This is a genomic window from Streptomyces canus (assembly GCF_030816965.1).
Lineage (GTDB): Bacteria > Actinomycetota > Actinomycetes > Streptomycetales > Streptomycetaceae > Streptomyces > Streptomyces canus_E.
Genome location: NZ_JAUSYQ010000002.1, coordinates 6,992,229 through 7,006,620, shown reverse-complemented (window position 1 = coordinate 7,006,620; position 14,392 = coordinate 6,992,229). Strand labels below are relative to the sequence as shown.

General features: G+C 69.4%; 8 protein-coding genes. 7 read left to right on the top strand and 1 reads right to left on the bottom strand.

Annotated elements, in window-relative coordinates:
* Nucleotides 1–95 precede the first annotated feature (95 nt).
* The 3 genes from QF027_RS33320 to QF027_RS33310 all read left to right on the top strand — a co-directional run bounded on the left by QF027_RS33320 (nt 96) and on the right by QF027_RS33310 (nt 4,690).
* Nucleotides 96–2,138, top strand: a complete 2,043-nt coding sequence (locus QF027_RS33320; RefSeq protein WP_307078818.1) for a M4 family metallopeptidase — start codon at nt 96–98, stop codon at nt 2,136–2,138.
* Between the two features lie 293 nt (nt 2,139–2,431).
* Complete coding sequence (locus QF027_RS33315; protein WP_306976153.1) at nt 2,432–4,099, top strand: M4 family metallopeptidase; 1,668 nt, start codon at nt 2,432–2,434, stop codon at nt 4,097–4,099.
* An 81-nt stretch (nt 4,100–4,180) separates the two neighbouring features.
* Nucleotides 4,181–4,690, top strand: coding sequence for a DUF1990 domain-containing protein (locus QF027_RS33310; RefSeq protein WP_306976156.1), 510 nt, complete (start codon nt 4,181–4,183; stop codon nt 4,688–4,690).
* 30 nt (nt 4,691–4,720) lie between these two features.
* On the opposite strand, the gene QF027_RS33305 is transcribed toward QF027_RS33310, so the two are convergent.
* Entirely contained in the window at nt 4,721–7,339 is a 2,619-nt protein-coding gene (locus QF027_RS33305) for a glycosyltransferase family 1 protein (protein WP_307078816.1), read from the bottom strand.
* A gap of 329 nt (nt 7,340–7,668) precedes the next feature.
* Between QF027_RS33305 and QF027_RS33300 the strand changes: the two genes are divergently transcribed.
* From QF027_RS33300 to QF027_RS33285, 4 genes are all read left to right on the top strand, one after another.
* Entirely contained in the window at nt 7,669–8,871 is a 1,203-nt protein-coding gene (locus QF027_RS33300; RefSeq protein WP_307078813.1) for a S8 family peptidase, read from the top strand.
* Between the two features lie 217 nt (nt 8,872–9,088).
* The gene (locus QF027_RS33295) at nt 9,089–11,179 is read left to right on the top strand and encodes an alpha-1,4-glucan--maltose-1-phosphate maltosyltransferase (protein ID WP_307078811.1); all 2,091 of its coding nucleotides are present in this window, start codon (nt 9,089–9,091) and stop codon (nt 11,177–11,179) included.
* Nucleotides 11,176–12,876, top strand: coding sequence for a maltose alpha-D-glucosyltransferase (gene treS, locus QF027_RS33290; RefSeq protein WP_306976165.1), 1,701 nt, complete (start codon nt 11,176–11,178; stop codon nt 12,874–12,876). The genes QF027_RS33295 and treS overlap by 4 nt, the downstream gene beginning before the upstream one ends.
* Before the next feature lie 96 nt (nt 12,877–12,972).
* Nucleotides 12,973–14,361, top strand: a complete 1,389-nt coding sequence (locus QF027_RS33285; protein ID WP_306976168.1) for a maltokinase N-terminal cap-like domain-containing protein — start codon at nt 12,973–12,975, stop codon at nt 14,359–14,361.
* The last annotated feature ends 31 nt before the right edge of the window (nt 14,362–14,392 follow it).

Below are 14,392 nucleotides of genomic sequence, written 5' to 3'. Positions count from 1 at the left end.
CACCTGCACCTCGTTCCGCGTACCGCCCGGACGGTCGACCCACCGTCCGGTCTCCCCTGGCCGCGCGATCCGCGGCCGCGCAGAAGGAGTCAGTGTTGAGAGACAGTTCCTCCCACAGACGCACCCCCCGCACCCTGCACCGCAAGGCCGCCACTGTGGCCCTCGTCGGTGTCTCCGCCCTGATCGCCGCGGCCGTCCAGTCGGGCGCCGCCACCGCCGCCCCTCAGAAGGCACCGTCGGCCGCGAGCAAGGTGATCCCGGGCGCCGAGTCCCTCAAGCTCACCCCCGCCCAGCGCGCCGAGCTGATACGCGAGGCGAACGCCACCACGGCGGACACCGCCAAGGACCTCGGCCTGGGCGCCAAGGAGAAGCTGGTCGTCCGTGACGTCGTCAAGGACGGCGACGGCACGCTCCACACCCGCTACGAGCGCACCTACGACGGACTGCCCGTCCTCGGCGGCGACCTGGTCGTGGAGACCGCGAAGTCCGGGGCGACCGAGGCGGTCGTCAAGGCCACCCAGAAGGCCATCAGGCCCGCCACGACCACGGCCGCGCTGCCCGCCGCCAAGGCCGAGACGCAGGCCCTGAAGGCCGCGAAGGCGGCGGACGCGAAGACCCCCGACGTCAACCGCGCCCCGCGCAAGGTCATCTGGGCCGGCAACGGCACGCCGACCCTGGCGTACGAGACGGTCGTCGGTGGTCTCCAGGAGGACGGCACGCCGAACGAGCTGCACGTCGTCACGGACGCGGCGACCGGCGCGAAGCTCTACGAGTACCAGGGCATCGAGAACGGCACCGGCAACACCATGTACAGCGGCACGGTCACCCTCGGCACCACCCAGTCCGGGTCGACGTACAACCTGACCGACGGGGCGCGCGGCGGCCACAAGACGTACAACCTCAACCGCGGCACCTCCGGCACGGGCACCCTCTTCTCCGGCCCCGACGACATCTGGGGCAACGGCAGCGCGTCCAACACGGAGACCGCGGGCGCCGACGCGCACTACGGGGCCGCGCTCACCTGGGACTACTACAAGAACGTGCAGGGGCGTTCGGGTATCCGCGGTGACGGTGTCGGGGCGTACTCCCGGGTCCACTACGGCAACAACTACGTCAACGCGTTCTGGTCGGACAGCTGCTTCTGCATGACGTACGGCGACGGCTCGGGCAACACCCACCCGCTGACGTCGATCGACGTGGCCGGTCACGAGATGACCCACGGCGTCACGTCGAACACCGCGGGACTCAACTACTCGGGAGAGTCCGGCGGGCTGAACGAGGCGACCTCCGACATCTTCGGCACGGCCGTCGAGTTCTACGCCAACAACTCCTCCGACGTCGGTGACTACCTCATCGGCGAGGAGATCGACATCAACGGCGACGGCTCGCCGCTGCGTTACATGGACAAGCCGAGCAAGGACGGTGCGTCCAAGGACAGTTGGTACTCGGGGATCGGGTCGGTGGACGTCCACTACTCGTCAGGCCCCGCGAACCACTTCTTCTACCTCCTGTCGGAGGGCAGTGGCACCAAGACCATCAACGGTGTCACCTACAACTCCTCGACGTCGGACGGCCTTCCGGTCACCGGCATCGGCCGGGACAAGGCGGAGAAGATCTGGTTCCGCGCGCTGACCACGAAGTTCACGACCACGACCAACTACGCGGCAGCCCGCACCGGCACCCTCGCGGCGGCGGGTGAGCTGTACGGCACGACGAGCGCCGAGTACACGGCCGTGGCGAACGCCTGGGCGGGCGTGGCGGTCGGCTCGCGTCCCGGCGGTGGCGGCGGCACCTCTTTCGAGTCGACCACCGACGTATCGATTCCGGACAACGGGGCGGCGGTCAACTCGCCGATCACCGTGTCAGGGCGTACGGGCAACGCGCCCTCGAACCTCGCGGTCGCGGTCGACATCGTGCACACCTACATCGGTGACCTCCGGGTACAGCTGATCGCCCCGGACGGCACGGCGTACACGCTGAAGGCGTACGGCACCGGTGGCAGCACCGACAACCTCGACACCACGTACACGGTGGACGCCTCCTCCGAGGTCGCCAACGGCACCTGGCAGTTGCGGGTCCAGGACAACGCGGCCCAGGACACCGGCTACATCAACAGCTGGAAGCTCACCTTCCCGTAGGCCGGCACGACCGACAGGCACACGGACAGGGCGCCGCCCCGGTGGTTCGACTCCCCGGGGCGGCGCCCTCTTTTTGCCATCCCATGACTGACGTCTTGTTGGGGCTTTGCCCAGGTCAACTGGGTTTACATCGCTGCAATATTCACCCACTGGTCGACTTTCGGCCAACATCACTTGAGGGTCATGACATGTACGCGCCTTGATGCCACGCTTCCTCACAACCGCCGCACAACTTCACAACCACCCCGGAAGGCAACCCCACGCCCTCCGGGCTCCCCCACGAAGGAGCTTGTGTGACCCCCCTCTACGCGCGTCACAAGCGCACCACCCTGGCCATCGCCACCGCTGTCGCCGCCGGTGCCCTGCTCACCACCGGTCTGACCACCGGCAGCGCCGCCGCCGTGACCCCGGCGGAAGGCTCCAGTAAGGCCACCCCCGCGGGCGCCCCGGTCCAGCTGTCCGCGGCCGCGCGCACCTCCCTCATCAAGGAGCAGCAGGCCGACGCCGGGACCACGGCTCAGGAGATAGGCCTCGGCTCCAAGGAGAAGCTGGTCGTCAAGGACGTCGTGAGAGACGCCGACGGCACGGTCCACACCCGCTACGAGCGCACCTACGACGGTCTGCCCGTCCTCGGCGGCGACCTGGTCGTCCACGAGTCGAAGTCCGGTGCGACCGAGGGCGTCTCCAAGGCGACGAAGGCCACCATCAAGGTCGCCTCGCTGACCCCGAAGGTCACCGTCGCCAAGGCCGAGACGCAGGCGCTGACCGCCGCCAGGGCCGCAGGCTCGGACAAGGCCGCCGCGGACGGCGCGCGCAAGGTCATCTGGGCCGCCTCGGGCACCCCCGTCCTCGCCTACGAGACGATCGTCGGCGGCTTCCAGGACGACGGCACCCCGAACCAGCTGCACGTCATCACCGACGCCGCCACCGGCAAGAAGCTCTTCGAGTACCAGGGCATCGAGAACGCGACCGGCACCGGCAAGAGCCTGTACTCGGGCACGGTCAGCCTCGAAACCACCCTGTCGGGCTCGACGTACCAGCTGACCGACGGCACGCGCGGCAGCCACAAGACGTACAACAAATCGCACGGCACCAGCTCCTCCGCGGGCACCCTGTTCACGGACGCCGACAACACGTGGGGCACCGGAGCCGCCTCCAGCTCCACCACCGACCAGACGGCGGCCGTCGACGCCGCCTACGGCGCGGCGGAGACCTGGGACTTCTACAAGTCCACCTTCGGCCGCAGCGGCATCAAGAACAACGGTGTCGCGGCCTACTCCCGCGTGCACTACGGCAACCAGTACGTGAACGCGTTCTGGGACGACAGCTGCTTCTGCATGACGTACGGCGACGGTGAGGGCAACGTCAGCCCGCTCACCTCGCTGGACGTGGCAGGCCACGAGATGAGCCACGGCGTCACCTCGAACACGGCGGGCCTGAACTACTCCGGCGAGTCCGGCGGCCTCAACGAGGCCACCTCGGACATCTTCGGCACGGGCGTGGAGTTCTACGCCAACAACTCCAACGACGTCGGTGACTACCTCATCGGCGAGGAGATCGACATCAACGGCGACGGCAGCCCGCTGCGCTACATGGACAAGCCCAGCAAGGACGGCGGCTCGGCGGACTCCTGGTCCTCGTCGGTCGGCAACCTGGACGTCCACTACTCGTCGGGCGTGGCGAACCACTTCTTCTACCTCCTCTCGGAGGGCAGCGGCGCCAAGACGATCAACGGCGTGTCCTACAACTCGCCGACGTCCAACGGCTCCACGGTCACCGGCATCGGCCGCGCCAAGGCCCTGCAGATCTGGTACAAGGCGCTGACGACGTACTTCACGTCGACGACCAACTACAAGTCGGCGCGCACGGGCACGCTCTCCGCGGCGTCCGCCCTGTACGGCTCCACCAGCACCGAGTACAAGGCGGTGGCCGCGGCCTGGTCCGCGGTCAACGTGAGCTAGTCCGCGCGAGGTCCGCGAACGGCTTGAGGGGCGGTACCCGGAACGAAGGCATGTCCGGGTACCGCCCTACTCTTGGGTCCCATGTCCTTCACGTACGACGACGTCGGCGCGACCCGGCGGAGCGGATTCTGCCCGCCCGGCTTCCACCCCCTGCACGTACGCACCCGCATAGGCGAGGGTCACGACGTCTTCCAGAAGGCCTCCGAAGCGGTCCTGACCTGGGAGATGCACCGCGCCCTGGGCGTGGGCATCGACGCCACCGCGGACCGCGCGGCCCCCGACGTGGACGTCACGGTCACCCTCGCGGGCGTCATCAGGGCTCCCTGCCGAGTCGTCTGGACGGTCGAGGAACACCGCCGCGCGGGCTGGGCCTACGGCACCCTCTCCGGTCACCCCGAGTCCGGAGAGGAGTCGTTCGTCGTCGACCGCACGGGCGACGGGACGGTGTGGCTGACGGTGTCGGCGTTCAGCCGCGCCGCGAAGTGGTACGCCCGGGCGGGGGGCCCGGCGACCCGGGGCTTGCAGCACGCGTACGCGCGGAAGTGCGGGACGGTGCTGCGGAAGCTGTGCGGCGGGGAGGACGCGGGCTGAGCGGAGAAGCCCGGCCCGCGCCCTCGCGGTTCACCGCAGGAGCACCCCCGCCCCCTCCACCACATCCTCCGAAGGCACCGCCACCAGCCCCAGCTCCGCGCCCGACGCCAGCAGCCGATGCGAGGGCAGGACGCGGACCGTGTAGCCGAAGGGCCCCGTACGGTCCAGGGACAGCGGGCCCTCGTAGACCCACCGACCCTCCGCGTCCGGGCCGCCGACCGACTTCAGCGGGACCGTCGCCGCGTCCGCGATGCGGTCCTCCTCGTCCACCCGGCCGGAGACCGCCTGGATCTCCACGTCGTCCGGGCCGAGGGCGCCGAGGCCCACGTGGACCCTGAGGCCGAGCGTGGTGCCGAGTTCGGCCGTGGTCGTCGCGGCCGTGGTCTCCACATGGTCGACCGTCACCCGGTGCCACTCCGCCCGCACCCGGGACTTCCACTCCGCGAGCTCGCGCGCCACGTCCGGGGCCATCGTGCGGTGGGCGTGCGCCGCCGGGGCGTAGAGGCGTTCGACGTACTCGCGGACCATGCGGCCGGCCAGGACCTTCGGGCCCAGCAAGGTGAGCGTCTGGCGGACCATCTCGATCCAGCGGTCGGGGAGGCCTCCCTGTCCGTGCTCGTAGAAGCGGGGGGTCACCCGCTGTTCGAGGAGGTCGTAGAGGGCGTCGGCCTCTATGTCGTCACGGCGGTCGGGGTCGGTCCCCACGCCGTCCGCCGTCGGGATCGCCCAGCCGAAGTCGGGCTGGAACCACTCGTCCCACCAGCCGTCCAGGACGGACAGGTTCAGACAGCCGTTGAGCGCCGCCTTCATGCCCGAGGTGCCGCAGGCCTCCAGCGGCCGCAGCGGGTTGTTGAGCCAGATGTCGCAGCCCGGGTACAGCTTCTGCGCCATCGCCATGCCGTAATCGGGCAGGAAGACGATCCGGTGGCGGACCCGTGGGTCGTCCGCGAACCGCACCAGCTCCTGGACCAGGCGTTTTCCGCCGTCGTCCGCCGGGTGCGCCTTGCCCGCCACCACGATCTGGATCGGGCGTTCGGGGTGCAGCAGCAGGTCCATCAGCCGGTCGCGGTCCCGCAGCATCAGGGTCAGCCGCTTGTACGACGGGACGCGGCGTGCGAATCCGATCGTGAGGACGTCGGGGTCCAGCACGCCGTCGATCCAGCCCAGCTCCGCCGTCCCGGCGCCGCGTTGCCGCCAGGACGCCCGCAGCCGGTCCCGTACCTCCACCACCAGCTGCTCCCGCAGAGAGCGGCGCAGGTCCCAGACGTCCTGGTCGGGGATGTCGCCCACGGCGTCCCAGCGGTCCGAGCCGCCCACGGTCAGCGCGTCCTCGGTGCGCTGGGCGCCGATCTGGCGGGCGCCGAGCCGGAACACCTCGGGCGCGACCCAGGTCGGGGCGTGCACCCCGTTGGTCACGGAGGTGATCGGCACCTCCTCGGGGTCGAATCCCGGCCAGAGTCCGGAGAACATCTCCCGGCTGACCTGCCCGTGCAACAGCGAGACGCCGTTGGCGCGTTGGGCGAGGCGCAGACCCATCACGGCCATGTTGAAGAGGTTGGGCTCACCGCCGGGGTAGGTCTCCATGCCGAGGGCGAGGATCCGGCCCACGTCCATACGCGGGAGCTCGGCGTCGGGACCGAAGTGCCGGGCGACCAGCTCCCGGTCGAAGCGGTCGATGCCGGCCGGGACGGGGGTGTGCGTGGTGAAGACGGTCCCCGCCCGGACCGCCTCCAGGCCGGCGTCGAAGTCCAGTCCCTGGTCACAGAGTTCGGCGATCCGTTCCAGGCCCAGGAAGCCGGCGTGCCCCTCGTTGGTGTGGAAGACCTCGGGGCCGGCGTGGCCGGTCAGCCGGCAGTACGTCCGTACGGCGCGGACACCCCCTATCCCCAGCAGCATCTCCTGGAGCAGACGGTGTTCGCTGCCGCCGCCGTAGAGCCGGTCGGTCACCCCGCGTTCGCCGAGGTCGTTCTCCTCGACGTCGGAGTCCAGCATCAGCAGGGGCACCCGGCCGACCTGGGCCAGCCAGATCCGTGCGTGCAGCTGCTTGCCGCCGGGAAGGGCCAGCGACACCTGTGCCGGGGTGCCGTCGGCCTCCCTCAGCAGCGCCACCGGCAGTTCGTTGGGGTCCAGGACCGGATAGTGCTCCTGCTGCCAGCCGTCCCGGGACAGGGACTGGCGGAAGTAGCCGTGGCGGTACAGCAGACCGACGCCGATCAGCGGTACGCCCAGGTCACTGGCCGCTTTCAGATGGTCGCCCGCCAGGATTCCCAGACCGCCGGAGTACTGGGGCAGGGCGGCCGTGATACCGAACTCGGGCGAGAAGTAGGCGACGGCGGCAGGGAGTTCACCGGTGTGGGTCTGGTACCAGCGCTCACCGGTGACATAGTCGTGGAGATCGTCGGCGACCGCGGTGAGCCGGCGCAGGAAGCGGCGGTCCTCGGCGAGTTCGGCGAGCCGGGCGGGGCGCACGCTGCCGAGCAGTCGTACGGGATCACCGCCCGACGCGGCCCAGTGCTCCGGATCGACGGACTGGAAGAGATCGCGGGTCTCCGCATGCCAGGACCAGCGCAGATTGCGCGCCAAGTCGCTCAGGGGCCGGAGGGGATCGGGCAGTACGGGTCGGACGGTGAATCGACGGATAGCCTTCACTTGCCACCTCGTCATGCGTGCGGAGGGGGACACACGGCGGTGTGGGTCCCGTCGTCAACCCCGACCGTATCTGGGCGAGGGTCTCGTCACCACGGCGCGGTTCAAGGCAGAAGACCTTGTCACCCTGAAGCCGTCCCGGATCGAACAGTCCGAAAATCGCCGCAACCTCCGCACATCCCCCATAGCCGATATGGCCGATTCCACCCCCACAGGCGTCCTTGTGGTACTTCACACCGCACGAGAGGCTTCCCCATGGCGTGCCGGCCGACGCCGTGTGCATCCGGCGGACCGCGGCCGCGTACGCCGAGCTGAGGAGGGGAACTCAAGTCATGGCACGGACGCGAGATCGGCGTCTGCGCTGGGTGGGGGGCCTGACCGCGGTGAGCTGTGCTGCCGCACTTTCGGCCATCACCCTGCCCGCGCACGCCGCACCGGAGGGGCGGATACTCGGCGCCGGAGAGCCCGGTTCCGTCAGCGGGAGTTACCTGGTGACACTCAAGGGGGGAACGAAGGCTCCGTCGGCGACCGGAAAAGGACTCGCCGAGAAGTACGGGGCGAGAATCAGCCATACCTACGGCACGGTACTCAACGGCTACGCGATCCGGGCCGACGAGAGACAGGCCAGGCGGCTCGCGGCGGACTCACGCGTCGCCTCGGTCGTCCAGGACACCCGGGTGACCCTGGAGCGCGCCCAGAAGAACCCGCCGTCCTGGGGCCTGGACCGCGTCGACCAGCCGAAGCTGCCGCTGGACAGGTCCTACACCTGGCCGGAGTCCGCGGGCGCCGGGACGACGGTGTACGTGATCGACACCGGCATCCGGATCTCCCACAGGGACTTCGGGGGCCGGGCCGCCTACGGCTGGGACTTCGTCGGGGGCGACAGATCGGCGGGGGACGGAAACGGCCACGGCACCCACGTGGCGGCCACCGTCGCCGGCACCAGGTACGGCGTCGCCAAACAGACGAAGGTGGTAGCCGTACGGGTCCTCGACGACAACGGATCGGGCACGACCGCCCAGGTCATCGCCGGTATAGACTGGGTGACGAAGAACGCGCGGAAGCCGGCGGTCGCCAACCTCAGCCTGGGCGGCTCCCACAACGCCCAGCTGGACGCTGCCGTCCGCACCAGCATCGCGTCCGGAGTGAGCTACACGGTCGCGGCGGGTAACGACGGCCTGCCGGCCGGGCTCTGCTCACCCGCCGACGTACCGCAGGCGATCACGGTCGGCGCGATCGACGCGAAGGGCACCCGGCCGGGCTTCTCGAACTACGGATCCGCCCTCGACCTGTTCGCACCAGGAGTCTCGATCACCTCCGCGGGCATCACGAGCGACACCGCGAGGGCGACCTACTCGGGTACGTCGATGGCGACCCCGCACGCGGCGGGCGCGGCCGCTTTGTATCTCGCCGGCCACCCGAAGGCCACTCCGGCGCAGGTCGGCAAAGCGCTGGTGAAACTGGCGACCTCCGGGAAGGTGTCCGGTCGGGGGGCAGGTTCACCGGACAAACTTCTCCAGGTGCCCGGTTCCTAGGGGGAAGCGTCCGTAAGCCGGTCCCGTTCGGCTGGAACGGGACCGGTTTTGCGTAAAGACATACGCGTGAGTAGTTAACAAAGTCCTGGATTGCCCACCCGAATAGGGTGGGAAGGCTCCTGCGGTACACGGCTCAGGTAGGTTCACTGGGACGCCACGCAGGACCCCCTCCCCACATCCATCCGCCCACCCAAAGTTGACGCGGACAGGAGCGGTCATGCCCGCCACGCACCATTCGTCAGCACCCCCGACGTCCAGCACCGACGCGTCCACCACGCGCCCCGTCGACCCCGGACCACCGCGCCAGGAGCGACCCTCCACACCAGCGGGACCGGCTCCGGCCATCGGGCGCATACCCGTCCTCGACGTCCGCCCGGTGGTCCAGCGCGGGCGTCGGCCGGCCAAGGCGGTCACCGGCGAGACGTTCGAGATCTCGGCCACCGTGTTCCGTGAGGGCCATGACGCGGTCGCCGCGAATGTCGTACTCAAGGATCCGGAAGGCCGCGCCGGACCGTGGACCCCCCTGCACGAACTGACCCCGGGCACCGACCGCTGGGGCGCCACCGTCACCGCCGGCAGCCCTGGTCTGTGGACCTTCACGGTCGAGGCCTGGGGCGACCCCGTCACCACCTGGCGGCACCACGCCCAGATCAAGATCCCGGCGGGCATGGACACCGAACTGGTCCTGGAGGAGGGCGCCCGGCTCTACGAACGGGCCGCCGCCGGCGTGCCCGACGACGGCCGGAACGGCGTGATCCTCGCGGCCATCCGCGCCCTCCGCGACGAGACCCGGCCCGCCGCCGCCCGTCTCGCGGCCGCGTTGACGCCCGAGGTGGACGCGGTACTGGCGAGGTACCCGCTGCGGGAGTTGATCACGGCGTCGGAGACGCTGCCGTTGCTGGTGGAGCGGGAGCGGGCGCTGTTCGGGTCGTGGTACGAGTTCTTCCCCCGCTCGGAGGGCACGCCGCAGCGCCCGCACGGCACGTTCCGTACCGCGGCCCGCCGGCTGCCGGCGATCGCGGCGATGGGTTTCGACGTGGTCTACCTGCCGCCGATCCATCCGATCGGCAGCACCTTCCGCAAGGGCCGCAACAACACCCTGTCCGCCGGGCCCGACGATGTGGGTGTGCCGTGGGCGATCGGCTCGCCGGAGGGCGGGCATGACGCCGTCCATCCGGATCTGGGCACGATCGAGGACTTCGACTGGTTCGTGAAGGAGGCCGGGAAGCACGATCTGGAGATCGCGCTGGACTTCGCGCTGCAGTGTTCGCCGGATCATCCCTGGGTGCACAAGCACCCGGAGTGGTTCCACCACCGGCCGGACGGCACCATCGCGTACGCGGAGAACCCGCCGAAGAAGTACCAGGACATCTACCCGATCGCCTTCGACGCCGACATGGACGGGCTGATCGCGGAGACGCTGCGGGTGCTGCGGCACTGGATGGACCACGGGGTGCGGATCTTCAGAGTGGACAATCCGCACACCAAGCCGGTGGTGTTCTGGGAGCGGGTGATCGCGGACATCAACGCCACCGACCCGGACGTGATCTTCCTGGCCGAGGCGTTCACCCGCCCGGCGATGATGCACACCCTGGCCCAGATCGGCTTCCAGCAGTCCTACACGTACTTCACCTGGCGCACCACCAAGGAAGAACTCACCGAGTACCTGAGCGAGCTCTCGGGTGAGGCGGCCTCCTACATGCGGCCGAACTTCTTCGCCAACACCCCCGACATCCTGCACGAGTTCCTCCAGCACGGCGGCCGGCCCGCGTTCGCGCTGCGCGCGGTCCTGGCCGCGACCCTCTCACCGACCTGGGGCATCTACTCCGGCTACGAACTCGCCGAGAACACCCCGCTGCGGGAGGGCAGCGAGGAGTACCTGAACTCGGAGAAGTACCAGCTCAAGACCCGCGACTGGGACCGCGAGGACAGCCTCGCCCCCCTGATCACCCAGCTCAACATGATCAGGCGGGACAGCCCGGCCCTACGGCAGCTGCGTGACCTCCACTTCCACCACGCGGACAAGGACGAGGTGATCGCGTACTCGAAGCGGAACGGCTCGAACACGGTTCTGGTGGTCGTGAACCTCGATCCGCACCACACCCAGGAGGCCACGGTCTCGTTGGACATGCCGCAACTCGGCCTGGAATGGCACGAGTCGGTGCCGGTGCGCGACGAGCTCACCGGCGAGACCTATCACTGGGGCAGGGCGAACTACGTGCGTCTCGAACCGGGCACTCGCCCCGCGCACATCCTCACCGTCCTGCGACCGTCCACCCCGCAGATCGGAGGGTCACCCACAACATGATCGTCAACGAGCCCGTCCACGACACCTTCGAGGACACCCCCGCCAAGGACCGGGACCCGGACTGGTTCAAGCGGGCCGTCTTCTACGAGGTCCTCGTCCGCTCCTTCCAGGACAGCAACGGCGACGGCGTCGGCGACCTGAAAGGCCTGACCGCCAAACTCGACTACCTCCAGTGGCTGGGCGTCGACTGCCTGTGGCTGCCGCCGTTCTTCAAGTCACCGCTCAGGGACGGCGGTTACGACGTCTCCGACTACACCGCCGTGCTGCCGGAGTTCGGTGACCTCGCCGACTTCGTGGAGTTCGTCGACGCCGCCCATCACCGCGGCATGCGCGTGATCATCGACTTCGTCATGAACCACACCAGCGACCAGCACCCGTGGTTCCAGGAGTCCCGCGCCAACCCCGACGGCCCCTACGGCGACTACTACGTGTGGGCGGACGACGACAAGCAGTACCAGGACGCCCGGATCATCTTCGTCGACACCGAGGCCTCCAACTGGACCTTCGACCCGGTCCGCAAGCAGTACTTCTGGCACCGCTTCTTCTCCCACCAGCCGGACCTCAACTACGAGAACCCGGCCGTCCAGGAGGAGATGATCTCCGCCCTGCGGTTCTGGCTGGACCTGGGCATCGACGGCTTCCGCCTCGATGCCGTGCCGTACCTGTACCAGCAGGAGGGCACCAACTGCGAAAATCTTCCGGCGACCCACGAGTTCCTCAAGCGGGTCCGCAAGGAGATCGACGCGTCCTACCCGGACACGGTGATCCTGGCGGAGGCGAACCAGTGGCCGGAGGACGTCGTCGACTACTTCGGCGACTACGAGTCCGGCGGCGACGAATGCCACATGGCGTTCCATTTCCCGGTCATGCCCCGCATCTTCATGGCGGTACGGCGGGAGTCGCGCTACCCCGTCTCGGAAATCCTCGCCAAGACGCCGGCGATCCCCAACAACTGCCAGTGGGGCATCTTCCTGCGCAACCACGATGAGCTCACCCTCGAAATGGTCACCGACGAGGAACGCGACTACATGTGGGCCGAATACGCGAAGGACCCGCGTATGCGCGCCAACATCGGCATCCGGCGGCGGCTCGCCCCCCTGCTCGAGAACGACCGCAATCAGATCGAGCTCTTCACCGCCCTGCTGCTGTCCCTGCCCGGCTCGCCGATCCTCTACTACGGCGACGAGATCGGCATGGGCGACAACATCTGGCTCGGCGACCGCGACGCCGTACGCACCCCCATGCAGTGGACACCGGACCGTAACGCAGGCTTTTCCTCCTGCGACCCCGGGCGGCTCTATCTGCCGACCATCATGGATCCGGTCTACGGCTACCAGGTCACCAACGTCGAGGCGTCGATGGCGTCGCCCTCGTCGTTGCTGCACTGGACCCGTCGGATGATCGAGATCCGCAAGCAGAACGCCGCCTTCGGCCTCGGCTCCTACACCGAGCTCCCGTCGTCGAACCCGGCGGTGATCGCGTTCCTGAGGGAGTACGAGGACGACCTGGTCCTGTGCGTGCACAACTTCTCCCGGTTCGCGCAGCCGACGGAGCTGGATCTCAGCGCGTTCGAGGGCAGGCATCCGGTCGAGCTGTTCGGCGGGGTGCGGTTCCCGGCCATCGGTGAGCTGCCGTACTTGCTGACCCTGGCCGGGCACGGCTTCTACTGGTTCCGGCTCCGCAAGGAAGCCGCATAGCCGACGAGGACCCGGGCGAGGCGGTTTCCACCGCCCCGCCCGGGGCACGCATCAGTAACACCCCGATCAGCCAGCCCGGGGAAAGGACGCCACGCCATGTCGGAAGCCGTCACCCGTAGCGCCACGACAAGTCCAGGCCTCCTCGCCTCGCTCGATCCACTTCTGCGCGAGTGGTTGCCGCGGCAGCGCTGGTTCGCGGGCAAGGGGCGCCCGGTCACCGGGTTCTCGCTGGTGGCGGCCACCGAACTGCTGCCGCCCACGGCCAAGCTCGGTCTGTACCACCTGCTGGTCCGCGCCCACCAGCCGCTCGTCGTGGGCGCCCCGCCACACCCCGGCGACTGCTACCAGCTCCTCATAGGCCTGCGCGAGGCGCTGCCGCCCCGGCTGGCGCCCGCGCTGATCGGCCATGTCGAGGAGGGCCCGCTCACCGGCCGTACCGCGTACGACGCCCTCTACGACCCACTGCCCGCCGAACTGCTCCTGGAAGCGATCCGCACCGGGACCCGGATCGGCGGGCTGTCCTTCGAGCGGGACCCGCACCAGGAGATCCGGGAGGGTCTGGTGGCCCGGGTGATGACCGCCGAGCAGTCGAATTCGTCGATCGTCTACGGAGATACGTTCATCCTGAAACTCCTGCGCCGGGTCGTGCCCGGCGTCAACCCCGACCTGGAGCTGCCGCTGGCCCTGGCCCGGGAAGGCTGCCCCCGGGTGCCCGCGCCGACGGGGTGGCTGGAGGCGGAGCTGGCCGGAGAGCCGTACACCCTCGCGGTGCTCCAGCCCTTCGTGCAGGGCGCTTCGGACGGCTGGGAGCTGGCCCTGCGGGAGCTCGCCAAGGGCGAGGACTTCGGCGCCGAGGCGCACGCCCTCGGGCGGGCCACCGCCGAGGTGCACACGGCGCTCGCCCGGGCGCTACCGACCGTGACGCTGGGGCACCAGCAGCTGCACCTGCTCGTCGACGGCATGATCGAGCGGCTGGAGGCGGCCGTACAGGCGGTCCCCGCGCTCCGGCCGTACGCGCCTGGCCTGCGCTCCGCGTTCACCGCGCTGGGTGATCTCGCCGCCGAGGGCAGCTCCTGGACCGCCCAGCGCATCCACGGCGACCTCCACCTCGGCCAGTGTCTGCGCTCGGCGACCGGGCACTGGTCGCTGATCGACTTCGAGGGCGAGCCGTCCAAGCCGCTCTCCGAACGCCGGCTGCCGCAGCCCACGGCCCGGGACATCGCCGGGATGCTGCGCTCCTTCGACTACGCGGCACACTCGACCGACCTGCCGGTACCGGGCTGGGCCGAGGCGTGCCGCGCCGCGTACTGTTCCGGATACGCCGAGGTCAGCGGCGTGGACCCGCGGACCGATCCGGTGCTGCTGCGCGCGTACGAGACCGACAAGGCGATCTACGAGGTCGTCTACGAGGCCCGGCACCGCCCGGACTGGTTGCAGGTGCCGATGGCCGCGGTGGCGCGGTACGCGTCGTCCGACCTGATCTGACCCGACCTGACCTTCGCCGAGGAGGCTCCGC